Source organism: Pseudomonas sp. 5Vm1k (assembly GCF_056161485.1).
The window spans coordinates 26,696-48,442 of sequence record NZ_JBSPCZ010000017.1; the positions used below are offsets into that span (position 1 = coordinate 26,696).

General features: G+C 60.1%; 18 protein-coding genes. 10 read left to right on the forward strand and 8 right to left on the reverse strand.

Annotation, left to right across the window (positions count from 1 at the left end):
* Positions 1-278: 278 nt before the first annotated feature.
* Positions 279-950: a DsbA family protein gene (locus tag ACWIKB_RS26625; protein ID WP_475270468.1), complete on the reverse strand. Its 672-nt coding sequence runs from the start codon at positions 948-950 to the stop codon at positions 279-281.
* Between the two features lie 254 nt (positions 951-1,204).
* Between ACWIKB_RS26625 and ACWIKB_RS26630 the strand changes: the two genes are divergently transcribed.
* Positions 1,205-3,298: a TonB-dependent receptor gene (locus ACWIKB_RS26630; protein ID WP_475270469.1), complete on the forward strand. Its 2,094-nt coding sequence runs from the start codon at positions 1,205-1,207 to the stop codon at positions 3,296-3,298.
* 184 nt (positions 3,299-3,482) lie between these two features.
* Here the strand turns inward: ACWIKB_RS26630 and ACWIKB_RS26635 are convergent, their stop codons facing one another.
* From ACWIKB_RS26635 to ACWIKB_RS26650, 4 genes are all read right to left on the reverse strand, one after another.
* Positions 3,483-3,695 carry a hypothetical protein gene (locus ACWIKB_RS26635; RefSeq protein ID WP_054047717.1) on the reverse strand — a complete coding sequence of 71 codons (213 nt, stop codon included), beginning with the start codon at positions 3,693-3,695 and terminating at the stop codon, positions 3,483-3,485.
* Positions 3,696-3,939: 244 nt separating this feature from the next.
* Positions 3,940-5,046: an agmatine deiminase gene (aguA, locus tag ACWIKB_RS26640; protein ID WP_475270470.1), complete on the reverse strand. Its 1,107-nt coding sequence runs from the start codon at positions 5,044-5,046 to the stop codon at positions 3,940-3,942.
* A 4-nt stretch (positions 5,047-5,050) separates the two neighbouring features.
* Complete coding sequence (aguB, locus tag ACWIKB_RS26645; RefSeq protein ID WP_475270472.1) at positions 5,051-5,929, reverse strand: N-carbamoylputrescine amidase; 879 nt, start codon at positions 5,927-5,929, stop codon at positions 5,051-5,053.
* A 246-nt stretch (positions 5,930-6,175) separates the two neighbouring features.
* Positions 6,176-9,088, reverse strand: a complete 2,913-nt coding sequence (locus ACWIKB_RS26650) for an aminotransferase (protein ID WP_475270473.1) — start codon at positions 9,086-9,088, stop codon at positions 6,176-6,178.
* A gap of 167 nt (positions 9,089-9,255) precedes the next feature.
* Here ACWIKB_RS26650 and rfbC point away from each other — a divergent pair, with 167 nt between their 5' ends.
* From rfbC to ACWIKB_RS26670, 4 genes are all read left to right on the forward strand, one after another.
* Complete coding sequence (rfbC, locus tag ACWIKB_RS26655; RefSeq protein WP_475270474.1) at positions 9,256-9,801, forward strand: dTDP-4-dehydrorhamnose 3,5-epimerase; 546 nt, start codon at positions 9,256-9,258, stop codon at positions 9,799-9,801.
* A 105-nt stretch (positions 9,802-9,906) separates the two neighbouring features.
* Positions 9,907-11,715 carry a sensor histidine kinase gene (locus ACWIKB_RS26660; protein ID WP_475270475.1) on the forward strand — a complete coding sequence of 603 codons (1,809 nt, stop codon included), beginning with the start codon at positions 9,907-9,909 and terminating at the stop codon, positions 11,713-11,715.
* Positions 11,712-13,106 carry a sigma-54-dependent transcriptional regulator gene (locus ACWIKB_RS26665; protein ID WP_475270476.1) on the forward strand — a complete coding sequence of 465 codons (1,395 nt, stop codon included), beginning with the start codon at positions 11,712-11,714 and terminating at the stop codon, positions 13,104-13,106. Before ACWIKB_RS26660 ends, ACWIKB_RS26665 begins: the two co-directional genes overlap by 4 nt.
* A 39-nt stretch (positions 13,107-13,145) precedes the next feature.
* On the forward strand, positions 13,146-13,601 hold the full coding sequence (locus ACWIKB_RS26670; protein WP_475270478.1) for a YiiD C-terminal domain-containing protein: 456 nt from the start codon (positions 13,146-13,148) through the stop codon (positions 13,599-13,601).
* Positions 13,602-13,730: 129 nt separating this feature from the next.
* Here the strand turns inward: ACWIKB_RS26670 and cysQ are convergent, their stop codons facing one another.
* Both cysQ and nudE read right to left on the reverse strand, forming a co-directional pair.
* Positions 13,731-14,564, reverse strand: coding sequence for a 3'(2'),5'-bisphosphate nucleotidase CysQ (cysQ, locus tag ACWIKB_RS26675; protein ID WP_475270479.1), 834 nt, complete (start codon positions 14,562-14,564; stop codon positions 13,731-13,733).
* The gene (nudE, locus tag ACWIKB_RS26680) at positions 14,561-15,127 is read right to left on the reverse strand and encodes an ADP compounds hydrolase NudE (RefSeq protein WP_475270480.1); all 567 of its coding nucleotides are present in this window, start codon (positions 15,125-15,127) and stop codon (positions 14,561-14,563) included. The genes cysQ and nudE overlap by 4 nt, the downstream gene beginning before the upstream one ends.
* A 233-nt stretch (positions 15,128-15,360) precedes the next feature.
* On the opposite strand from nudE, the gene yrfG reads away from it, so the two are divergent.
* Positions 15,361-16,023 carry a GMP/IMP nucleotidase gene (yrfG, locus tag ACWIKB_RS26685; RefSeq protein ID WP_163907746.1) on the forward strand — a complete coding sequence of 221 codons (663 nt, stop codon included), beginning with the start codon at positions 15,361-15,363 and terminating at the stop codon, positions 16,021-16,023.
* Between the two features lie 127 nt (positions 16,024-16,150).
* Here yrfG and lysM read toward each other — a convergent pair whose 3' ends face one another.
* Positions 16,151-16,591, reverse strand: coding sequence for a peptidoglycan-binding protein LysM (lysM, locus tag ACWIKB_RS26690; RefSeq protein ID WP_090176912.1), 441 nt, complete (start codon positions 16,589-16,591; stop codon positions 16,151-16,153).
* A gap of 136 nt (positions 16,592-16,727) precedes the next feature.
* Between lysM and ACWIKB_RS26695 the strand changes: the two genes are divergently transcribed.
* The 4 genes from ACWIKB_RS26695 (at position 16,728) to ACWIKB_RS26710 (ending at position 21,704) form a co-directional block, all read left to right on the forward strand.
* Entirely contained in the window at positions 16,728-17,615 is an 888-nt protein-coding gene (locus ACWIKB_RS26695) for a LysR family transcriptional regulator (protein WP_475270481.1), read from the forward strand.
* 92 nt (positions 17,616-17,707) lie between these two features.
* Complete coding sequence (gene fdhD, locus ACWIKB_RS26700) at positions 17,708-18,547, forward strand: formate dehydrogenase accessory sulfurtransferase FdhD (RefSeq protein ID WP_475270483.1); 840 nt, start codon at positions 17,708-17,710, stop codon at positions 18,545-18,547.
* Positions 18,544-20,892: an FdhF/YdeP family oxidoreductase gene (locus ACWIKB_RS26705; protein ID WP_475270485.1), complete on the forward strand. Its 2,349-nt coding sequence runs from the start codon at positions 18,544-18,546 to the stop codon at positions 20,890-20,892. The genes fdhD and ACWIKB_RS26705 overlap by 4 nt, the downstream gene beginning before the upstream one ends.
* 326 nt (positions 20,893-21,218) lie before the next feature.
* Positions 21,219-21,704 carry a glycine zipper domain-containing protein gene (locus tag ACWIKB_RS26710; protein ID WP_475270487.1) on the forward strand — a complete coding sequence of 162 codons (486 nt, stop codon included), beginning with the start codon at positions 21,219-21,221 and terminating at the stop codon, positions 21,702-21,704.
* The last annotated feature ends 43 nt before the right edge of the window (positions 21,705-21,747 follow it).

The following is a 21,747-nucleotide window of genomic DNA, read 5'->3' on the forward strand; positions in this document are numbered from 1 at the left end:
TTTATTTTCCTTATTACCGGTTGATACGCACTGTGCCGAACGGCTGAAACGGCGCTATCGCGCTCTTTTTTCACCCCGAAACAAAAAGGTCCGCCCACGAAAAATCGCGGCGGGCCTTTTTATTGTTTTGTGAGTCGTGGCGGTTGGCCACAGGCGTTGGCGTGAATCCTATCCGCGCCCTCAAGCATGTGTCAATTTCATGAATCGTCTGAGAATAGGCAAAAATCGTCTAAGAAATCCCTTGTCCGCGAGCGTTAGTTGCAGGATTTCTTGGGAATTCAGTGGATGCAACCGTCGAGGTCGCAGGCTTGAAACTCGGTCACCGAGGCTTGGGCGGGCAACGATTGACTCAACCAGGCAGCGAAGGCGTCTGGCTTGCCCAACCACTGGCCGATATCGATCAAGGTGAATTGGCCATTCTGTTCCAGGGCGAAAGTCGGGAAGCCTTGGCCGCCAACGTTGGCCAATAAAGCACGGCTTTCCTTGATATGACGCTCAGTGTCGGCGTGTTTGAAAGCGTTCTGGAAAGCCTGGGGGTCCAGACCAATGGCGTTGGCGAGTTCAAACAGGACCGCTTCGTCGGCAATGCGTCGCCCTTCCAGATAATGAGCGCTCTGCAAACGCCCCAACAATTCCAACCCGCGGCCAGCGATTTGCTCAGCGGCCAACACGGCGGCAATCGGCGGTGTGGAATCGAAGACAGCGGTTTCGTCGCGCAACAAACCTTCGAAATACGCCTCACCGAATGGCTGGCCGGTGAATTCGGCGATGCGCCGGTCATGGGGCATCACGTAGTTGCGCAGTTGTGGCGAAACAGTCTGGCGATTGGCGCCACTCATCATGCCGCCGCCATGAGCGATCACTGGGAGCACGGCTTGGGCGGCTTGCACCAGGGGTTTGGCACCGTAGCACCAGCCGCACAACGGGTCGTAAATGTAATGAAGTGTCATGGGAAGAATCCGGCGAAGAGGTAGGAAAAATCGATGCCGGCAGACTAGTCCTCAGACCGTTTCGGAAAAACGCTGGAATAGTTTTCAGTCTGTTTCATGAATCGGTCGAATGACTTCACAGCGTTGCGGCATCAACCTCGACACAAGTTGAAACAATCATTCAAGGGGACTTATCAGGAATAATTAACGCAAGTAAATAGCAAGCATTACCATTTGCGCCCTCGAACTCCTTCACCCTTTCGGATGCGCTTCAGATGCCTGCCCCGTTCCGCTTAACGCCCATTACCCTTGGCTTTTCTGCTTTGTTGTCTGCCGGTTTCGCCGGTGCCGCGACCACCGTTTTACCCGAGACATCCATCAGCGCCGAATCCGAAGCCGACGACCCGCGGGTGAAAGACACCGGCACCGCGACGCGCACTGCGACGCCCGTGCGCTACGTGCCGCAAGCCATCGACTCGATAAAAACCGCCAACGTCGTGGATTACGGCACCAATGACCTGGGCACCGCGTTGAGTGGCATCCCCAACGTCAGCAGCGGCGCGGACACGCGCTTCGACAGCCTGCGCATCCGCGGTTTCGACGCCAGCAACGACTTCTACCTCGACGGCATCCGAGACGACAGCCAATACGTGCGCGACTTGCACAACATCGAGCGCATTGAAGTACTCAAGGGCCCGGCTGCCGTGTTGTATGGCCGTGGCAGCCAGGGCGGGATCGTCAACCGCGTGAGCAAGCTGCCGGAGTTCGGCCGCCGCTCGACCATCGAAGCCCAGGGCGGCAGTGAAGATTTGCGCAGTCTTTATGCCGATCTCAGCACCGACCCGAGCGAGAACATCAGCCTGCGCCTGAACATGGGCAACATGGACGAGAACAGCTTTCGCGATGGCGTCAGCGGCAATCGCCAACTGTTCGCGCCATCCATGAGCTGGCAATTAACGCCGGACCTGAACTGGCTGGTGCAGTACGAATACAGCCGCTACAACCGTACGCCGGATCGCGGTATCCCCGGAGTAAACGGACGCCCAGCGGATGTAGGACGGGATACGACCTACGGTAGCGAGCACGATTTCATCGACGACAAGTCGCAATCCCTACGCTCGAAACTCAGCTATGAACTCAGCGATAACTGGCAGCTGCGTCATACGCTTGGCGTGTTCAAGCTCGACAGTGATTTCGATAACACTTACCTGACGGGTTACACCCCGGCCACCAAAAAAGTCACGCGCCAGCATTGGCAGCAGGACTTGACCACGCGCAACGTGTTCAACAACGTCGAGTTGGAAGGTGGCTTCGACACTTTCGGCCTCGAGCATCGCGTGCTGACGGGTATCGAGATCGGCAGCCAACGTCGCGATCCGACGCTGTACAACGCCGCCACATCCGGGGCTGGCAGCTCTCCCGTGCCCGCGCTGGATCTGTACAACCCGAACCGCGACTTGCGCCATACCGGACGCATGCAGGTGTCCAGCGACAACCACACCGAAGTCGAAAGCCGTGCGGTGTACGTGCAAGACCAACTGCGCCTGAACGATCAATGGCAACTGCTGGCCGGTTTGCGTTACGACACCTTCGACATCGAGTCGACCAACAAGCTGCGGGACATTTCCGAAGATCGCGACAGCCACAGCACCAGCCCCCGTGTAGGAATCGTCTGGACGCCGCTGCAGAATCATTCCTTCTACGCGTCCTGGACCAAGACGTTCTCCCCTGCGGGCGGCGGCCTGATCGGCATCACCCCCGGCGTGACCGGCAACAGCAACGACTTGAGCCCGGAGCTGACCAAGCAAAAGGAAATCGGCGTGAAGAGCGACTGGCTCGACGATCGTCTGAGCACCACCCTCGCGATCTACGAACTGGAACTCTACAACCGCCGCACCAGTGACCCGATCAACCCGACCATTACCGTGCTCACCGGCGAGCAACGTTCCCGTGGTATCGAGTTGACCGGTACCGGCAAACTCGCCGGCAACTGGTACGTGCGCGCAGGTGTGGGCGTGCAGGACGCTACCGTGGTGAAGGACAACAACGGTTTTGAAGGAAAACGCGTCAACAACGTGGCCAAGCACAATGGCAGCCTGTTCCTGACCTGGAAACCGGAAATGGGCTGGTACGCTGAAACCGGCCTGACGCTGGTCGGCGAGCGTTATGCCGACAACCTCAACACCACCGTCCTGCCAGGTTATGGGCGTTGGGATGCACTGGCCGGGTTCCGGCAGAAGGACTGGGACTTGCGCGCGGCGTTGAACAACATCAGCGACAAGACCTATTACTCGTCGGCCACCAGCCAGTATCAGATTCAGCCAGGGGCACCGCGTAGCCTGGTCGTGACCGGGACTTACAGCTTCTAATCGATACCCTGTGGGAGCGGGCTTGCTCGCGAAAGCGGTGTGCCAGTCAGAGAATTGTTTACTGACACTCCGCCTTCGCGAGCAAGCCCGCTCCCACATTTGATCTCCGGTGTTCATAAAACCTTCGCCCATAAAAAAGCGCCGCCCTCCCGGCAGCGCTTTCAGCAATCCTTTGTTGTTCTTCTTATCCTTCCATCACATCCCACAACGCTTCCAGTTCCGCTTCGCTGAATAAACCAGCGGGGTAGCGCTCGATCATCATCCGGCGCGGATCAGGTTCCCTGATCTGACGCGTTCCATTGGATTTCAACCAGTGCGCAAGGATCTGAAGCGATTCGCCATTGACTGCCAGGGGATGCAATGCCCGCTCGCTCACTACGTTCACTTCGGCGTTCATTTCGGCGCTCTCTCCCGGTTTGTGAGCGGCTAACTTATCCAAGGTTTATGACAGAACATCGCAGTTCTCCCCTCCCTGTTTTGCCCCATGACAGATACAAGAGCTGTGCCAATGTTTCCGACCTGTCGATGAGCGGATACAAAAAAGCCCGCGGTCCTGACGGGCTGCGGGCTTTCTGTAAGGCAAAACGGGGAAACGTTTGCGAGAGTGAATAGGCAATCAACTCAAGCTGTTACAACCCCACTCACTCGTTGTGCGGCGCAGGCTGTTGTTGGGTAAGGCAGTGGATGTTACCGCCGCCCAGTAACAGTTCACGGCCTGGCACCATAACCACTTCATGTTGCGGGAACAGGCTCTGCAGAATCTCCTTGGCCGGGCCGTCCAACGGATCATCGAAGCTCGGCGCGATGATGCCACCGTTGACGATCAGGAAGTTCACGTAGGAACCGGCCAGACGAACGGTCGGATTGCGTTCCTGGGTGCCGTCCACCGGATCGACACCGGCGCACTCTTCTTCGGTCGCATACAGCGGCCCCGGGATCGGCATCTTGTGCACCGTGAATGGGCGACCTTTGGCGTCGGTGCTGCTTTCCAGCACTTTCATCGCGGCCTGGCAACGCGGGTAGTTCGGGTCCTGCGGGTCATCGGTCCAGGCCAGCAATACTTCGCCCGGGCGCACGTAGCAGCAGAAGTTATCCACATGCCCGTCGGTTTCGTCGTTGAACAAACCGTCCGGCAGCCAGATGATTTTATCCACAGCCAGATTGGCGCTGAGCACCGCTTCGATGTCCGCCCGGTTCAGGTGCGGATTGCGATTGCGGTTGAGCAGGCATTCTTCGGTGGTGATCAGTGTGCCTTCGCCATCGACGTGAATCGAACCGCCTTCGAGCACGAAGCCTTCGGTGCGGTAGTGTTGGCTGCGTTCGATCTCGAGGATCTTGCCGCCGACCTGCGAATCGCGGTTCCACGGCGAATACAGACCGCCGTCAAAACCACCCCACGAGTTGAAATCCCAGTTCACACCGCGGACTTCACCGCTGTTATTGATCACGAAGGTCGGGCCGGTGTCGCGAACCCAGGCGTCGTCGCTGGACATCTCGACCACGCGAATATTCGGCACATCGAGACGGGCGCGGGCGTTTTCGTATTGACCGGCGGATACCGCCACGGTCACCGGTTCAAAACGGGCGATGGCCTTGGCCACGGCGACGTGCGCGGCTTGCGCGGGTTTGCCGCCCAGGCGCCAGTTGTCCGGACGCTCGGGCCAGATCATCCAGGTTTGGGTTTGTGGCGCCCACTCGGCGGGCATGTAGAAGCCGTCGGCGCGCGGGGTGCTGTTTAAAGTGGTCATGCGGTCAGGACTCCAGGGAACCGTCGAGGGTTTTGAGCGCATTGTATAGGTTCGGGCGGCGATCACGGAACGAGCCCCACGCGCTGCGAATGTGTTCCAGCTCGTCGAGATCGAATTGCTGAACCAACACGCCTTCTTCGGTCTGGTTGAGTTCCTGGACCTTTTCGCCGAACTGGTTGGCGATAAACGACGAGCCGTAGAAGGTAATGTCGTAGCCGTCCTGCTCTTCATTGCCGATGCGGTTGCTGGCGATCAGCGGCATCAGGTTGGCGCCGGCATGGCCCTGTTGCACACGCTGCCAGTGGTCGCGGGACGATATCGTCTTATCGTGCGGCTCGCTGCCGATGGCGGTCGGGTAGAACAGGATTTCCGCGCCGAGCAACGCCATGCTGCGGGCGCATTCCGGGAACCACTGATCCCAGCAAATGCCCACGCCGATTTTCGCGTAACGGGTGTTCCAGACTTTGAAGCCGGTATCGCCCGGGTTGAAGTAATACTTTTCGTGGTAGCCCGGGCCGTCCGGAATGTGGCTTTTCCGATAAATCCCGAGGTTGGAGCCGTCGGCATCGATGATCGCGATGCTGTTGAAACGCGCGCGGCCCGCCAATTCGTAAAAGCTGATTGGCAGCACGACTTGCAGTTCTTTGGCGACTTTCTGGAAATGCTTGATAGCGACGTTGTCTTCAACAGTCGTGGCCAGTTGCAGGTAATCCGGGTTCGGCTTCTGGCAGAAGTACGGGGCCTCGAACAGTTCCTGGATCAGGATGATCTGCGCACCTTTGGCCGCGGCCTCACGGACCAGCTTCTCAGCGGTCTCGATATTCGCTTCGAGATCCCATGAACAAGCCATCTGGGTGGCGGCGACGGTAACGATACGGCTCATGAATCATCTCCTGGGTCATTTTTATAGGTAGGCAATGGCGACTTTATAGCCGATAAATATCGGCTTTAAAAGCTACCAGAATGCCTTTCATCTAAAATTGCCAAGAAAAAGCCGATAACAATCGAACTTAAAACACAGTCCTTGTGGGAGCGGGCTTGCTCGCGAAAGCGGTCTGTCATTCAACATTGATGTCGTCTGATCCGACGCTTTCGCGAGCAAGCCCGCTCCCACAGGGGGTGGTGGTGTTTACAGTTCTTCTGCGAGCACCTTGGAGAGCATATCGACAAAGAAATCCACACTCTGGCGCGAGGTCACCATCGGAGGCTTGATCTTCAGGACGTTCAGATAATCCCCCGTCGGCTGCATGAAAATCCCCAGTTCACGCAGGCGATCACACAACGCCGTGGTTTCTTCGGTGGCCGGCTCCAGAGTTTCGCGGTTGCGGATCAGTTCGACACCCAGATAGAAGCCAGAACCATGCACTGCGCCCACCAGCGGGTGAATATCGATCAGCGCTTCAAGCCGCTGCTTGAAATAGCCACCGACGATCTGCGCGTTTTCCCAGAGTTTTTCCTCTTCCATCACATCCAGCACTGCCATGCCGACCTGGCAACTGACCGGGCTGCCACCCGCCGACGAGAAGAAGTAACCCTCGGCCTCCAGCGCTTCGGCGATTTCCCGGCGCGTGATCACCGCGCCCAATGGCTGACCGTTGCCCATGCCCTTGGCCATGGTGATGATGTCCGGCACCACGCCTTGCTCTTCGAAACCCCAGAAGAAGTGGCCCATGCGTCCGTAACCAACCTGCACTTCATCGGCGATGCACACGCCGCCCTGAGCGCGAACCAGTGCATACACCTGCTGCAAATAGCCCGGCGGCAACGAGATTCCGCCCGCGTTGCCGTACACCGGTTCACAGATGAAACCGGCCAACTGGCGTTTCTGTTCGGCGATTTTCGCCAGGTTGTGCTCGACGCTGCGCACGTAGTCCGGCGCACTGTCCGGGCCACGAAATTCACCGCGATAGGTGTTCGGTGCGGTCACCGGGTGCACCCAATCGGGACGGCTGCTCAAGGCCTTGGGGTTGTCGGCAATCGACGTCGATACCGCGTCCGCGCCCACCGTCCAGCCGTGATACGCCTCAAGTACGCTGAGCATGTCGCGCCCGCCGCTGTAGGCCCACGCCAGGCGAATCGCCAGGTCGTTGGCCTCGCTGCCGCTGTTGACCAAAAACACGCGGTCCATGGAATCCGGCGCCAGCTTCAACAAGCGCTCGGAGAACTCGGCCACCGCCGCGTAGTTGAATCGTGAGTTGGTATTGAGCAGCGACCACTGACGGCTGGCGACAGCGGCCATGCGCGGGTGACCGTGGCCGAGCACCGCGACGTTGTTGAGCATGTCGAGGTAGGAGCGGCCCTGCATGTCGATCAGGTGATTGCGCCAACCGCGCTCAATGCGTGGCGGGTCGACGTAATAATGTTTTTGGGTCCGGGCGAAACTGGCATCGCGACGCGCGAGCAAGGTCTGCGAATCGAGTTCTTTTTCAGCATCACAGGCCAGCCCGAGCAACGACGCCGGTGACGGACACAACGCCTGCCAGGCCAGTGCTCGCGACGGCGTGCAAAACAGCGGCGCACTGAAGGAAGCACCTCGGCACAACTGCACAATCAGTGGCCCGTTGACCGAACCCAGCACCTGGCCTTTGACCAGCGCCGCACCGGTGTGCAGCGACGGGGTCACGCCCCACAGGCGCACGCTCAGTTGCGGACCATCCAGTTGCAACACGCCTGCCGCAGGTTGGTGAACAACACCGGCAAACGGCGATTCGACGGCGGTGCCGTGGGGCACTCGCAACTCGACATGCAGTGGGCAGGTGTCCGGTTCCGTGGCGCTGTCCGGCCGGGTTCGGGACAAACGATATTGGCCGTAACGACTGGCCGCCAACCCATGGGCCGCAGCGGCTTCCGTCAGCAGGCGCTGATCGATGCCTTCTTGTTCCCAGTTACCGGCCTCGAAATGCGGGCTGAGAACACCCAGGTCGATCAAGGCAAATTCACGGCCTACCAGGCTCGGCAGTAACGGCGCAAAACCTCCGCTGCCGATGCTCGGCAGGGTCTGACCGACGGCGGTCAGGATGGCTGCTTCCATCAGTTCCAGCGGCACCGAGGTGGCGACGCGAAAGATTTCCCACTCGTGGGTCAGGTTGTCGCGACTGTATTCATTACCCGGATCAATGCTGACCTGCTGCTCGCCACTGAGCACCAGCACCGCCGCACGGGCCACAATCAGCGGCCAGAGCGCCTGTAGCTCTTCATGCTGCAACGGGTTGATCCCGTGGTAAGCCCGAATTGCCGGCAATATGTAGAACGGATCGCCATCGGCGTGGTGCAGCAATGCCGCGCAGGTCACCGACAGATCGGTAATGCGCCAGGTGCGGACCAGGTCGCCGAAATCAATCACACCCTGCAACTGCCACTGGCGTTGCGAATCCCGCTGCCAGACCACGTTGTCGTCGGTGATGTCCATGTGAATCGCCTGCACCGGCAGCTTCGCCACCAACGGCAGCAAGCGGCGCTCAGCGTGTGCGGCGGCGTCGGCAATCAACCCGCGTTGCTGATCATTCTCGATGATCGGCAGCAGGTGGGTGATCAAGGCGTTGGCGTGGCGAGCGTCCCATTGCAACGTGCGCTCCAGCCCGGCGTGGTCGAAACCGGCCAGGGCCAGATCCATTTCACCGCAGAGCCGACCGAAACCGGCGACCACTGCCCCCGGCAAGTGATCGAGGTGAGTCAGCGACTGACCGTCGATGTAATCCAGTAGCCGTACATGCACAGCCTGCCCACCGACTTCCACCGACAGCAGGTCTTCACCATTAAGCGCAGGAATCACTTTCGGTACCGGCACGCCCGAATGATCGGCCAAATGCTTGAGCCCCGCGTGCTGGGCCTGCAACTCCAGCGCAGAGTAATCACCCCGGCAGATTTTCAGCACGAAACGGCCGCGCTCAGCGTCGACGCGAAAGTTGAGGTCCTGCTGGCTACCCAAGGCCTGCAATGTCCCGCTCAACCCGTAATGTGCCTGCAACAGCTCTAACGCTTGCTCCGCAGACACTTGCGGGCTGGGCAAACTGGCGCGGTGAATCAACGTGGCGAGCGGCATACAACGACCCCTGAAATTTTATTAGGCGCTTATATCGCCACCGCTTGCAGCGATACGCAACCCCCCAACCTGCGACCGCAAACATCAAAAGACAATCGCGGCCCTCGCGCCAGATGACACTTTGCGCAAGAATGTCACCCATCAATGCCTATCGCTGGAGAAACCCCATGAATGTAGTCACCACCGACCTGCCCGGTGTTCTGATCATCGAGCCCAAGGTATTTGGTGACGAGCGCGGCTTCTTTTATGAAAGCTTCAACGCCAAGGCTTTCGAAGAAGCGACTGGCCTGAACACGCAGTTCGTTCAGGACAACCATTCTCGCTCGCAAAAAGGCGTGCTGCGCGGCCTGCATTACCAACTGGAAAACACCCAGGGCAAGCTGGTTCGCGTCACCGCCGGTGAAGTGCTCGACGTGGCGGTGGACATTCGCCGCAGCTCGCCGCACTTTGGCAAATGGGTGGCGGTACGCCTGTCCGCCGAAAACCATCGTCAACTGTGGGTTCCGGAAGGTTTCGCCCACGGCTTCGTGGTGCTGAGCGAGTTCGCCGAATTCCTCTACAAAACCACCGATTACTACACCCCATCGGCCGAGCGCGCCATTCGCTGGGACGATCCCGACCTGGGTATCGACTGGCAACTGGATGAGGCGCCAAAACTGTCGGGCAAGGATGCGGCGGCTGCGTTCTTCAAGGACGCTGACGTCTTTTCCTGAAACGCTGTCTGAATATTCATTTCGACAGCACGCCGGCTCCGGGTGCGCAGACTGCGCCCGCAACCCTAGGCATAATGCGCCTGTACCCCCAGGCGCTCGATGCTCATGACTCCGACCCTCCCCCGCAGACCCCGCTGGCGCAGCCTGGCCCTGCTTGCGCTGTGCCTGGCGCCGCTGCTGTGGCCGTTGCAGCATCTGGCCGAGCGCTACTACCGCAGCGAACTGGCCGGGCAGAATCGTCAGACCCTCGACCTCTACGTCGCCAACCTGCTGGGCACCCTGCACCGCTATGAAGTGTTGCCACAGATCCTCGGTGACCTGCCCGCCCTGCGCGCCGTGCTGGGTGCGCCCGACGATGGTGTCACCCAGGGCAACGCCAATCGCTTGCTGAAAAACATCAGCGCCCAGACCGGCGCCGAGGTCATGTACCTGATGGACACCAGCGGCAAGACCCTGGCGGCGTCCAACTGGGACAAACATGACAGTTTCGTCGGGCGTAATTTTTCCTTCCGGCCGTACTTCAGCGAAGCCATGGCCGGGCGGCTCGGACGCTTTTTCGGGTTAGGCACCACGTCGGCCAAACGCGGTTACTTCTTCGCCGCCGCTGTGCGTGAGGGTGAAAAAGTCGTCGGCGTGCTGGTGGTCAAGGTCGATCTCGACCACACCGAAAGCCTCTGGGGCAAAACCCCGGAACAACTGCTGCTGACCGATCACAATGGCGTGGTCATTCTCACCTCGCGGCCCGAGTGGCGTTTTCGCTCGACCCGCAACTTGAGTGACGACGAGAACAAAGCGATCAGTGCGATCCAGCCCTACCCAACCCGCGATCCCAAGCCGTTAAAGCTCAACGCCAACGCCTGGCTGACCCAAACCCAGCAAATAGCGGAAACCGGTTGGAGCGTGAGCATCCTGGCGCCACGCACCCTGATTGACCGTCCGGTGCGCACGGTCGTGGCCATCGGCGGCGCGACGCTGCTGGTGTTGATGCTGCTGCTCGGTCTGATGATGCAGCGTCGTCGCCATTATCTGGAGCGGATCGCCTTCGAAGCCAAGGCCCGCCGCGAACTGGAAGGCCGGGTGGCCGAACGCACCAGCGACCTCGAAGGCCTCAACCGACGGCTGAAACAGGAAGTGCTGGAACGCGAACACGCCCAGCAAGAACTGGTGCGCGCCCAGGACGATCTGGTGCAGGCCGGCAAACTGTCGGCACTGGGGACGATGTCGGCAAGCATCAGCCACGAACTCAATCAGCCACTGGCGGCGATCCGCAGCTACGCGGAAAACGCCGAAGTGCTGCTCGATCATCAGCGCACCGACGATGCCCGCGGCAACCTCAAGCTGATCAGCGAATTGACCGGCCGTATGGCGTCGATCATCGCCCACTTGCGCGCCTTCGCCCGCCGCGATCGCCACGCCCCGGAAAGCGTTGCCCTGCAACCAGCGCTGGACGATGCCCTGGCCTTGCTGGCCAAACGTCGGCGGAGCATGGAAGTCGAGCTGATCCGTGACCTGCCAGCCGCCACGTTGTGGGTCGAGGCCGGGGAAACCCGACTACGCCAAGTGCTCGGTAACCTGTTGGCGAACGCCCTCGACGCCCTGACCGAAAAAGGCCCACCGCGCAAACTCTGGCTAAGTGCTCAATCCACCCCAGACGGCGTCACTCTGTACATTCGCGACAACGGCCCAGGCTTTTGCATGGAAGCCCTTGGCCGCGCCAGCGAGCCGTTCTACACCACCAAGACCCGCACTCAGGGGCTTGGGCTGGGGCTGGCGATTTGCGAAACACTGATGCGCGCCTTCGGCGGTGAATTGTCGTTCGCCAACCACAAGGAGGGCGGCGCCCTGATTACCCTGAAGCTGCGCGCTGGCGCACCGGGTGTGAGCCTGCAACCGTCCGAGGACCGAAGTGCATGACCATCGATAACCGCATCCAGGTCGTATTGATCGACGATGATCCCCATTTGCGCCAGGCCCTGAGCCAGACACTGGATCTGGCCGGCCTGAAAATCCTGCCGCTGGCCGAAGCCAAGGGCCTGGCCGGGCAACTGGAACGCGACTGGCCGGGCGTGGTGGTCAGCGATATTCGTATGCCGGGCATGGACGGCCTCGAACTGTTGACCGAGCTCCACGCCCAGGACCCGGAACTGCCGGTGCTACTGATCACCGGCCACGGCGATGTGCCGCTGGCGGTACAGGCTATGCGTGCCGGGGCCTATGACTTTCTCGAAAAACCCTTCGCCAGCGATGCCCTGCTCGACAGCGTGCGCCGCGCCCTCGCCTTGCGCCGGCTGGTGCTGGACAACCGCAGCCTGCGTCTGGCGCTGAGCGATCGCAATGAATTGAGCGCCCGACTGGTCGGGCAGTCGGCGCCGATGCTGCGTTTGCGCGAACAGATTGGTGCATTGGCGGCGACCAAGGCCGACGTGCTGATCCTCGGCGAAACCGGTGCCGGTAAAGAGGTGGTGGCGCGGGCGCTGCACGATCTATCGAGCCGTCGCAATGGCCCGTTCGTGGCGATCAACGCCGGGGCCCTGGCCGAATCGGTGGTGGAAAGCGAGTTGTTCGGTCACGAGCCCGGCGCGTTTACCGGCGCGCAAAAGCGCCGCATCGGCAAGTTCGAATTCGCCAACGGCGGTACGCTGTTCCTCGATGAAATCGAAAGCATGAGCCTGGATGTGCAAGTCAAATTGCTGCGCATGTTGCAGGAGCGTGTGGTCGAGCGCCTTGGCGGTAATCAGCTGATCCCACTGGACATCCGCGTCATTGCCGCCACCAAGGAAGACTTGCGCCAGGCTGCCGATCAGGGCCGTTTCCGCGCCGACTTGTATTACCGGCTGAACGTCGCACCGTTGCGGATTCCACCGCTGCGTGAACGCGGCGAAGATGCGTTGATGCTGTTCCAGCATTTCGCCGATGAAGCCAGCACCCGCCATGGTTTGCCGCCTCATGAACTGCAACCGGGGCAACGGGCCGTGCTACTGCGTCACTCCTGGCCGGGCAACGTGCGCGAACTGCAAAACGCTGCCGAACGCTTTGCCCTCGGCCTCGAACTGGCGCTGGACAACAGCGCCCCGGACGGCGGCGTCAGCACCACTGTGGAAGTGGTCAGCGGTGGCCTGAGCGAGCAGGTGGAAAACTTCGAGAAAACCTTGATCGCCGCTGAACTTGCACGCTCTCACAGCTCGGTGCGCAGCCTCGCCGAGGCCTTGGGCATTCCGCGCAAGACCTTGCACGACAAGCTGCGCAAGCATGGGCTGAACTTCGCCGACAGCGGCGCCCACAGCCACACTGACGAGCTCGATTGAGCTACCGTCAAATCATCATCTTCAAACAAGAGGCCGTGAATGAGCCGCGACAGTCGTCACCTGGAATCAGTTCTCCATCACGACATTCCCCTCACCCGGGACATGGGCCTCAAGGTGCTCGACTGGCACGACCAGCAACTGCGCCTGCACTTGCCGCTGGATGCCAACGTCAATCACAAGAGCACCATGTTCGGCGGCAGCCTGTACTGCGGCGCGGTGCTGGCGGGTTGGGGCTGGCTGCATTTGCGCTTGCGTGAAGAGGGAATTGAAGACGGGCACATCGTGATTCAAGAAGGGCAGATCAGCTATCCACTGCCGGTGACCACCGACGCCATTGCGATTTGCCAGGCACCGAGTGCGGTGGTCTGGAAGAAATTCCTGGCGATGTATAAGCGCTATGGCCGGGCGCGGCTAGCGCTGCATTCGCGGATTGTGAATGTGGGGACTGAAGAGGATGCGGTGACGTTTACGGGGCAGTACGTTTTGCACCGATAAACCGCGACACCACAAAAACCTGTGGGAGCGGGCTTGCTCGCGAAGGGGTCGTCAGCCTCAACATCAATGTTGACTGACACACCGCTTTCGCGAGCAAGCCCGCTCCCACATGGGTTTCGCGTAACGGTCTTACCCGCGTGCAAGCTCCAACAACTTCTCACGCCACGCCGCCTTCGCCGGCAACGCCAAAAAGAACTCATTCAGCAGCGATTCCCGCGCTGGATAACAAAACGGCGCACCGCTCAAATCCAGCACCTCACCGCCCGCGCCTTCCAGCACACCTTGCGCTGCCGCCGTGTCCCACTGGGAGGTCGGCGCCAGGCGCGGATAACAATCCGCCGCCCCTTCCGCCAACATACAAAATTTCAGCGAACTGCCGAAATTCGCCAATTGCAGCTCACCCAAACTGGCACTCAACCCGGCCAGCAAACGCTCCTGCTCAGGGCTGGAATGCCGACGACTGGCGACCACGGTAAACGCCTCGCCCGCCGCCGGCACTTCGCGCACCTGAATCGGCAGCGGCGTCGCGCCTTGATCACCACGCCACGCGCCCAACCCGGCGCCACCGACGTAGAAGCGGCCATTAGTCGGCATCGACACCACGCCAAACACCACACGGCCCTGCTCGATCAACGCGATGTTGACGGTAAATTCTTCGCTGCCGGAGATGAATTCCTTGGTCCCGTCCAACGGGTCCACCAACCACCAGCGCTGCCACCCGGCGCGCACGCTCTGGGGGATATTGGCATCTTCTTCGGACAACACCGGGATGCTCGGGTCAAGCGCCTTCAGCCCGTCCACGATCACATGGTGTGCCGCCATATCAGCCGCTGTCACTGGCGAATCATCAGACTTCGCGGTCACGGCCACGCCGGCACGCCAGAACGGCAGGATTGCTTCGCCCGCCTTCAATGCCAGTTCAACCACCGGCGCCATCAACGGATGGGGAAAATTCAAACTCATGGCAAAAACACCCCACGTTGGGTCAACAAGTCACGGGCCAGATACAACGCCGCCAAGGCACGGCCCTCAGTGAATTGCGGGTTCTGCGCCAGGGCCGACAGCTCGCGCAGGTTGACCTTGTCCACCCGCATCGGCTCAGGCTCATCACCCTCAAGGCTTTCTTCGTACAAGTCAGTGGCCAATACCACCTGAATCTTCTGGCTCATATAACCGGGCGACAACGACAACTCAGTCAGATGCTCCAACTGCCGCGCGCCATACCCGGCCTCTTCCTTGAGCTCGCGCTCGGCCGCCGCCAACACGTCTTCGCCCGGCTCGATCAAACCTTTGGGCAAGGACAGCTCATAAGCATCGGTGCCGCCGCAATATTCTTCGACCAGTACCGCGTGGTCTGCATCGAGCATCGCCACGATCATCACCGCGCCATACCCGGCGCCTTTGCCGACCAAACGCTCGTAAGTGCGCTCCACTCCATTGGAAAAGCGCAGCTTTAGCTCCTCGACGCAGAATAAACGGCTGGTGGCGACGATCTCGCGGGCGAGTACGGTGGGTTTCTGGCGCATATAAGGCTCCTTGGCGATAGCGGGTTACTATACAGGCTGTTTGAAAGCTGCTGCGCTCGGGATTGCTGCGTCAAAAACAGGCTCGGACGGGTCATTTACAACTCGTAAACTCCCCGTCCTCGCCTGTTTTTTCCTTGCACTCCCTTCGCTCGCGACGCTTTCAAACTAGCCTGTCCCCGGCCTATCCTGATTGTTTACCTCGGATATCTTTTTTACCGCTGGAGAAGTTTTTTATGTCCCTGCTGCCCTGGCGCGACATCGACACCGTTCTGCTGGACATGGACGGCACGCTGCTGGACCTGCACTACGACAACCATTTCTGGATGGAGCACCTGCCCCAGCGTTATGCCGAGTTGCACGGGGTGAGCCGGGCCATGGCGGAAATGGAATTGCAGCCGCTGTTCGAACGTAACGCCGGCCAGTTGCAGTGGTACTGCCTGGACTTCTGGAGTGCTGAACTGAAGATCCCGGTGCGCGAACTGAAACTGGAAACCGCGCACCTGATCGCCCTGCGCCCGGATGCGGATACGTTTCTGGCGGCGATCAAACAGGCGGGCAAGCGCGTGGTGATGATCACCAATGCCCATCGTGATTCGCTGTCATTGAAGCTGGAACGGATTGAACTGGCGCCGTATTTCGAGCGGTTGATCAGCTCCCACGATTATGGTTTTGCCAAGGAAAATCCGCAGTTCTGGGATGCGCTACAGGCGGATATCGGTTTCGATCCGGCGCGCAGCCTGTTCATCGATGACACCTTGCCGATCCTGCGCAGTGCGCGCAATTTTGGCGTGGCGCATCTGCTCGCGGTGAGCGAGCCGGACAGTCGCAAAGGGCCGAAGGACACGGCGGAGTTTGCGGCGGTGGGGGATTATCGAGAGTTGATCGAAGGGCTTTAGACCGCGTCGCCTGCTTCGCGGGCAAGCTTCGCTCCTACAGGTTTTGTGTCGCACGCACATTACGATACCGACACAAAACCTGTAGGAGCGAGGCTTGCCCGCGAAGGCCATCACACCGTCTTAAGCCTTATTCGGGAATCCGCAACGACTGCCCCGGATAGATCTTGTTCACATCCTTGAGCATCGGCTTGTTGGCCTCGAAGATTTTTTGATACTTGTTGGCATCGCCATACACGCGCAAGGAAATAGCGCTGAGGGTGTCGCCCTTCACGACGGTGACAAACTTTGCGGCCACTACCACTGGCCCGGTCACGGTAATCTGATCGTCCACGCTGCCAACACCGGCGATATTGCCCACAGCCAGCAGAATCTTTTCCTTCTCTTCCTGACTGCCGACTTCACCGGTGACAGTGACTTTGTCGCCGTCCACCGTAGCCTGCACATTCGGGTTACCCAGGCCGACCTTGCTGATGTGTTCCTTCAACTGCTCACTGGCATTGGCGTTGCCCGGTGTCAGTAGATCGATAAGTTTTTCGCCTGCTTCTTTCACAAAGCTAAAAATACTCATGGTGCACTCTCCTTGGGTTTAGGGTTCCAGACGCAAAAGACTAGACCAAGGCTGCAAGACACGGTTCCAACCCGACCAATGACGTCGGTCCGCCGCAAGCGATAGAATCCCCGCCTCACCGCGCCCTGGAGCGAAGATGGACATCAAGCAGCTCAAATTCCTCATCGCTCTCGACGAAACCCGACACTTCGGCCAAGCCGCCGCGCGCTGTCACATTACCCAGCCGACCCTGTCCATGCGCCTGCGCAGCCTTGAAGAAGAACTCGAGTTGCCGCTGGTCAATCGCGGCCAGCGCTTCGAAGGCTTCACCGCGCCGGGCGAGCGAGTGCTGGCCTGGGCGCGCACGGTGCTGGCGGCTTATGACGGTTTGCAGGCTGAAGCCGCTGCCTGCCGCGGCAATCTGGTCGGTACGTTGCGCCTGGGCGTAGTGCCGCTGTCGAGCTTCGATCCGCTGCCATTAATGCAACGCCTGCACGCCGAACACCCGAACCTGCGCTTCGAACTCTCGGCCCTGAGTTCCGAGCAGATCCTCGAACAACTGGCGAACAATCGCCTGGACCTCGGCGTCTCCTACCTGGAACGTCTCGACGGCGAGCGCTTCGACTCCCTGGCCTTCAGTGAAACCCGCATGGGCCTGCTCTACGATCAGCGTTTTCACAGCTTCGACGAGGCGCCGCTGAGTTGGGAATCGCTGATCGAACTGCCCTTGGGCATGCTCACCAGCGGCATGCACTTTCGTCAGTCCATCGACCACAATTTCCACAGTCGCGGGCTGACCCCACAACCGTTGCTGCAAACCGACGCGGTGCACCAATTGTTACAAGCGGTGCACGGCGGATTCTGCTGCGCCGTGATGCCGTTGGACGGCGGCCTGGAAAACCTCACCGACCATCTGCGCTTGCACCCCATCGAAAACGCACAAACCCTCAGCCGGCTTGGGCTGATCATGCGTCGCAGCGCTCCGCGCTCTGCGTTGGCAGAAGCCTGTTTTGCGATCTATCAGCAATCGCAAGCAAAGTCTTGATCGACGGCATCTATCGGTAGATCAGTATTAGCGATTAGACGCGACAAGTTGACGCGCTTACGCTTAGAGCTGATTAAACCGTCGGTGAAGTCATGAACGCCAAGCGCCCTACCAGCGCGGCGCCCGCACTCGAAACGCCCGCGCCCGCCGCCAGCCAGACCTACAGTTACAGCGACCTTCAATACACCGAATCGGCCAGCACCGCGCTCGCCGAGGAAGTGGCGTTGGCGATCGCCTACAACGGCATCAGCCAAGCTGTGATGTTGGTGACGCCGACGGATCTTGAAGACTTCATCGTCGGTTTCAGCCTCGGCAGCGGCATCATCGAAGACGCTACCGACATCTATGACCTGCAATTGACCGGAGAGGGTTCGGCGCAATACGCGCAAGTGACCATCGCCAATCGCGCCTTCTGGAACCTCAAACAGCAACGTCGGCAACTGGCCGGCACCAGCGGTTGTGGACTCTGTGGCGTGGAAGCAGTCGAGCAGGCATTGCCCGACCTTAAAGTGCTGCCCGGTGCACCGCTGCCGCCCGCTGAATGGCTCGACGGTTTGCGCCAGCGCATCGGCGCGTTCCAGCCGCTGGGCCAGCATTGCGGCGCGGTGCATGCGGCGGTGTTCATGAACGGCCAGGGCGAGTTGCTGCTGGGCCGCGAAGACATCGGCCGGCACAACGCCCTCGACAAGCTGATCGGCGGCTTGATCCGCCAGAACATCCCGACTACCGGCGGCCTGGCGATTGTCACCAGCCGTTGCAGCCTCGAATTGATCCAGAAAGTCTTGCGCGCAGGCATCCAGACCCTCGTCAGCCTGTCGTCGCCCACGGGCCTTGCCGTGCAATGGGCCCGTCGTCACAACCTCAACCTCATCCACCTGCCGCAAAAAAGTGCGCCGCGGGTCTACAGCCCTGCGTTGGAGAATCAAGCGTGAGTCAACACAATCAAGCCGACCAGAAACCCGTTCCGCGTTACAAGCCTTACAAAGGTCCGGCCGGTGGTTGGGGCGCGCTAGCCAGCGTCGCCCGGGCCTGGTTGACCAGCGACAACGCGCTGAAAAACCTGCGCATGATGCTCAAGACCAACAAGAACGGCGGGTTCGACTGCCCCGGTTGCGCTTGGGGCGATTCCAATGAAGCCGGCATGGTGGCGTTCTGCGAGAACGGCGCCAAAGCAGTGAACTGGGAAGCGACCAAACGGCGTGTCGACGGTGCATTCTTTGCCAAGCACAGTGTCACGGCGTTGCTGGAGCAAAGTGATTACTGGCTCGAGTACCAGGGCCGTTTGACCGAGCCATTGAGCTACGACGCTGAAACCGATCGCTACAAGCCAATCAGCTGGGAAGCCGCGTTCGCCTTGATCGCCAAACATTTGCAGGGCCTGTCGAGCCCCAATCAAGCCGAGTTTTACACTTCGGGCCGCGCCAGCAACGAAGCCGCGTACCTCTATCAATTGTTTGTGCGCGCCTTTGGCACCAACAACTTCCCCGACTGTTCGAACATGTGCCACGAGGCCAGCGGTGTGGCATTGGCGCAAAGTGTCGGCGTCGGCAAAGGCACCGTGACCTTCGACGACTTCGAACATGCAGATGCTATTTTCGTCTGGGGCCAGAACCCTGGCACCAATCACCCGCGGATGCTCGAACCCCTGCGCGAAGCGGTGAAACGCGGTGCGCAAGTGGTCTGCATCAACCCGCTGAAAGAGCGCGGCCTGGAGCGTTTCCAGCACCCGCAACACCCGATCGAAATGCTCACCAACGGCGACAAGCCGACCAACACCGCGTACTTCCGTCCGGCATTGGGCGGCGACATGGCGATCATGCGTGGCATGGCGAAATTCCTGCTGCAATGGGAGCGCGATGCGCAGAAGGCCGGTGAGCCTGCGGTGTTCGACCACGACTTCCTCAATGAACACAGTGCCAACGTGCTGGAATACCTCGGCATCGTCGACGACACCTCGTGGGAGCAGATCGTCGAGCAATCCGGCCTGCCGCTGGTGGAAATCGAGCGAGCGGCGCGGATGTACGTCAAAGGCAAGAACGTGATCATGTGCTGGGCGATGGGCATCACCCAGCATCGCCATTCGGTGGCGACCATCCAGGAAATCGCCAACCTGATGCTGCTGCGCGGCAACATTGGCCGGCCGGGCGCCGGTCTGTGCCCGGTGCGTGGCCACAGTAACGTGCAGGGCGACCGCACGATGGGCATCAACGAGCGTCCGCCGGTGGCGTTCCTCGACTCACTGGAGCGCCGCTTCCAGTTCAAGGTGCCGCGTGAAAACGGCCATAACGTGGTCGAGGCAATTCACGCCATGGCCGATGGTCGCGCCAAAGTCTTTATCGGCCTGGGCGGCAACTTCGCCCAAGCCACCCCGGACAGCCCGCGCACCTTCCAGGCCCTGAGCAATTGCGACCTGACCGTGCAAATCAGCACCAAGCTCAACCGTAGCCATCTGGCCCACGGTAAAGAAGCGCTGATCCTGCCGTGCCTGGGCCGTACCGACATCGATATCCAGACCGAAGGCCCGCAAGCGGTGACGGTCGAAGACTCGTTCAGCATGGTTCACGCCTCCAACGGCCAGTTGCAGGCACTGTCGACCCAGATGCGTTCGGAGCCGGCAATCATCGCCGGCATCGCCGCCGCGACTTTGGGCAGCAAACCGGTGGACTGGAACTGGCTGGTGGCCGATTACGACCGCATCCGCGACCTGATCGCCGACACCATTCCGGGCTTTCGCGATTTCAATGAGCGGGTCAAGAATCCGGGTGGTTTCTACCTCGGCAACAGCGCCGGCGCGCGCAAGTGGAATACACCGTCGGGCCGGGCCAATTTCCGTCCGAATGTGCTGCCCGAAGACTTGGTGCATGAACGCACGCGCGCCACGGGTGTGCTGCCGGACCTGATCATGCAATCGTTGCGCTCCCACGATCAGTACAACACCACGATTTATGGTCTTGATGACCGTTATCGCGGGGTGAAGGGTCAACGGGATGTGTTGTTCGTGAACGAGGCGGACATCATTCGCCTGGGGTTCAAACCGGGGCAGAAGGCGGACATCGTTTCGATCTGGGACGATGGCCGTGAGCGTCGGGTGAAGGGCTTTACGCTGCTGGCGTTTGATATTCCTGCGGGGCAGGCTGCTGCTTACTATCCCGAAGTGAATCCATTGGTGCCGCTGGAAAGCACCGGGGATGGCAGCCATACGCCGACGTCGAAGTTTGTGGCGATCCGCTTGGAAATGGCCAGTGAGACCGGGTTGATTTTGGCCAAGTCGGCTTAAGGCGGCAGCAGGTCCGGCCTCTTCGCGAGCACGCCCGCTCCCAAATTGGATTGCATTTCACTGTGGGAGCGGGCTTGCACGCGAAAGCGGTGGATCATGCGATGAATCTCTCGAAGCTAATACTTTCCAATCGCCCACAAAAAAGGCCGTTTCTGTATAGAAACGGCCTTTCCGAAGTAGTTAAAGACCAGTGAAAAACCCTTAAGTTCCGCCCAAAAAACAGTAACTTATAGAATTGTGTACAAGTCGTGTTACTCGTCGGATTTCGATTGTCACAATCAGGACACAGCCTCAGGATCGCGCCGTCATCCCCTTGAGGTTCCTCTATGAAGTTCTCCTCGATTCTCTTGTTGTCCCTTAGCCTGGCCAGTGGTTTCGCTTCTGCCGGAGGCACCACCGAAGCAGGTGTGGGCGGCGCATTGGGCGGGGTTTTGGGCTCGGTCGTCGGTCAGTCACTAGGCGGCAATACAGGTTCCACCATCGGCGCGGCCCTGGGCGGCGCGGGTGGTAGCGCAGTCGGCGCCGACAAACACAGCCGTGGCCAAGCGGCCATTGGCGGTGCGTTGGGCGCGGCAGGCGGTAACGTGGTCGGTCGCAGCCTGGGCGGCAGCACCGGCAGCCTGATCGGCTCCGCAGCCGGCGGCGGCGCGGGTGGCGCATTGGGTAACTACATGGGCAACTCGAGTAACGACGATGATCGTCGTTCCTATCGTGGCGGCCATGATGATCGTCGCTACTACCGCGATGATCGCCGTCATCGCGGCCATGCCTATGGGCATCGCAAGCATCATGACTACTACCGTCATCGCTGATTGCTGATTACTCGGCAGGCAGATCAAAAGATCGCAGCCTTCG

Bases quoted from the DNA above. Each gene is read 5' to 3' on its own strand.
- ACWIKB_RS26695 (WP_475270481.1), top strand. From the start codon at position 16,728: ATGGACATCAAGCAGCTCAAATTCCTCATCGCTCTCGACGAAACCCGA.
- ACWIKB_RS26625 (WP_475270468.1), bottom strand. From the start codon at position 950: ATGACACTTCATTACATTTACGACCCGTTGTGCGGCTGGTGCTACGGT.
- aguA (WP_475270470.1), bottom strand. From the start codon at position 5,046: ATGACCACTTTAAACAGCACCCCGCGCGCCGACGGCTTCTACATGCCC.
- ACWIKB_RS26710 (WP_475270487.1), top strand. From the start codon at position 21,219: ATGAAGTTCTCCTCGATTCTCTTGTTGTCCCTTAGCCTGGCCAGTGGT.
- ACWIKB_RS26630 (WP_475270469.1), top strand. From the start codon at position 1,205: ATGCCTGCCCCGTTCCGCTTAACGCCCATTACCCTTGGCTTTTCTGCT.
- yrfG (WP_163907746.1), top strand. From the start codon at position 15,361: ATGTCCCTGCTGCCCTGGCGCGACATCGACACCGTTCTGCTGGACATG.
- nudE (WP_475270480.1), bottom strand. From the start codon at position 15,127: ATGCGCCAGAAACCCACCGTACTCGCCCGCGAGATCGTCGCCACCAGC.
- ACWIKB_RS26635 (WP_054047717.1), bottom strand. From the start codon at position 3,695: ATGAACGCCGAAGTGAACGTAGTGAGCGAGCGGGCATTGCATCCCCTG.
- aguB (WP_475270472.1), bottom strand. From the start codon at position 5,929: ATGAGCCGTATCGTTACCGTCGCCGCCACCCAGATGGCTTGTTCATGG.
- ACWIKB_RS26665 (WP_475270476.1), top strand. From the start codon at position 11,712: ATGACCATCGATAACCGCATCCAGGTCGTATTGATCGACGATGATCCC.
- lysM (WP_090176912.1), bottom strand. From the start codon at position 16,591: ATGAGTATTTTTAGCTTTGTGAAAGAAGCAGGCGAAAAACTTATCGAT.
- rfbC (WP_475270474.1), top strand. From the start codon at position 9,256: ATGAATGTAGTCACCACCGACCTGCCCGGTGTTCTGATCATCGAGCCC.
- fdhD (WP_475270483.1), top strand. From the start codon at position 17,708: ATGAACGCCAAGCGCCCTACCAGCGCGGCGCCCGCACTCGAAACGCCC.
- ACWIKB_RS26650 (WP_475270473.1), bottom strand. From the start codon at position 9,088: ATGCCGCTCGCCACGTTGATTCACCGCGCCAGTTTGCCCAGCCCGCAA.
- ACWIKB_RS26660 (WP_475270475.1), top strand. From the start codon at position 9,907: ATGACTCCGACCCTCCCCCGCAGACCCCGCTGGCGCAGCCTGGCCCTG.
- cysQ (WP_475270479.1), bottom strand. From the start codon at position 14,564: ATGAGTTTGAATTTTCCCCATCCGTTGATGGCGCCGGTGGTTGAACTG.
- ACWIKB_RS26670 (WP_475270478.1), top strand. From the start codon at position 13,146: ATGAGCCGCGACAGTCGTCACCTGGAATCAGTTCTCCATCACGACATT.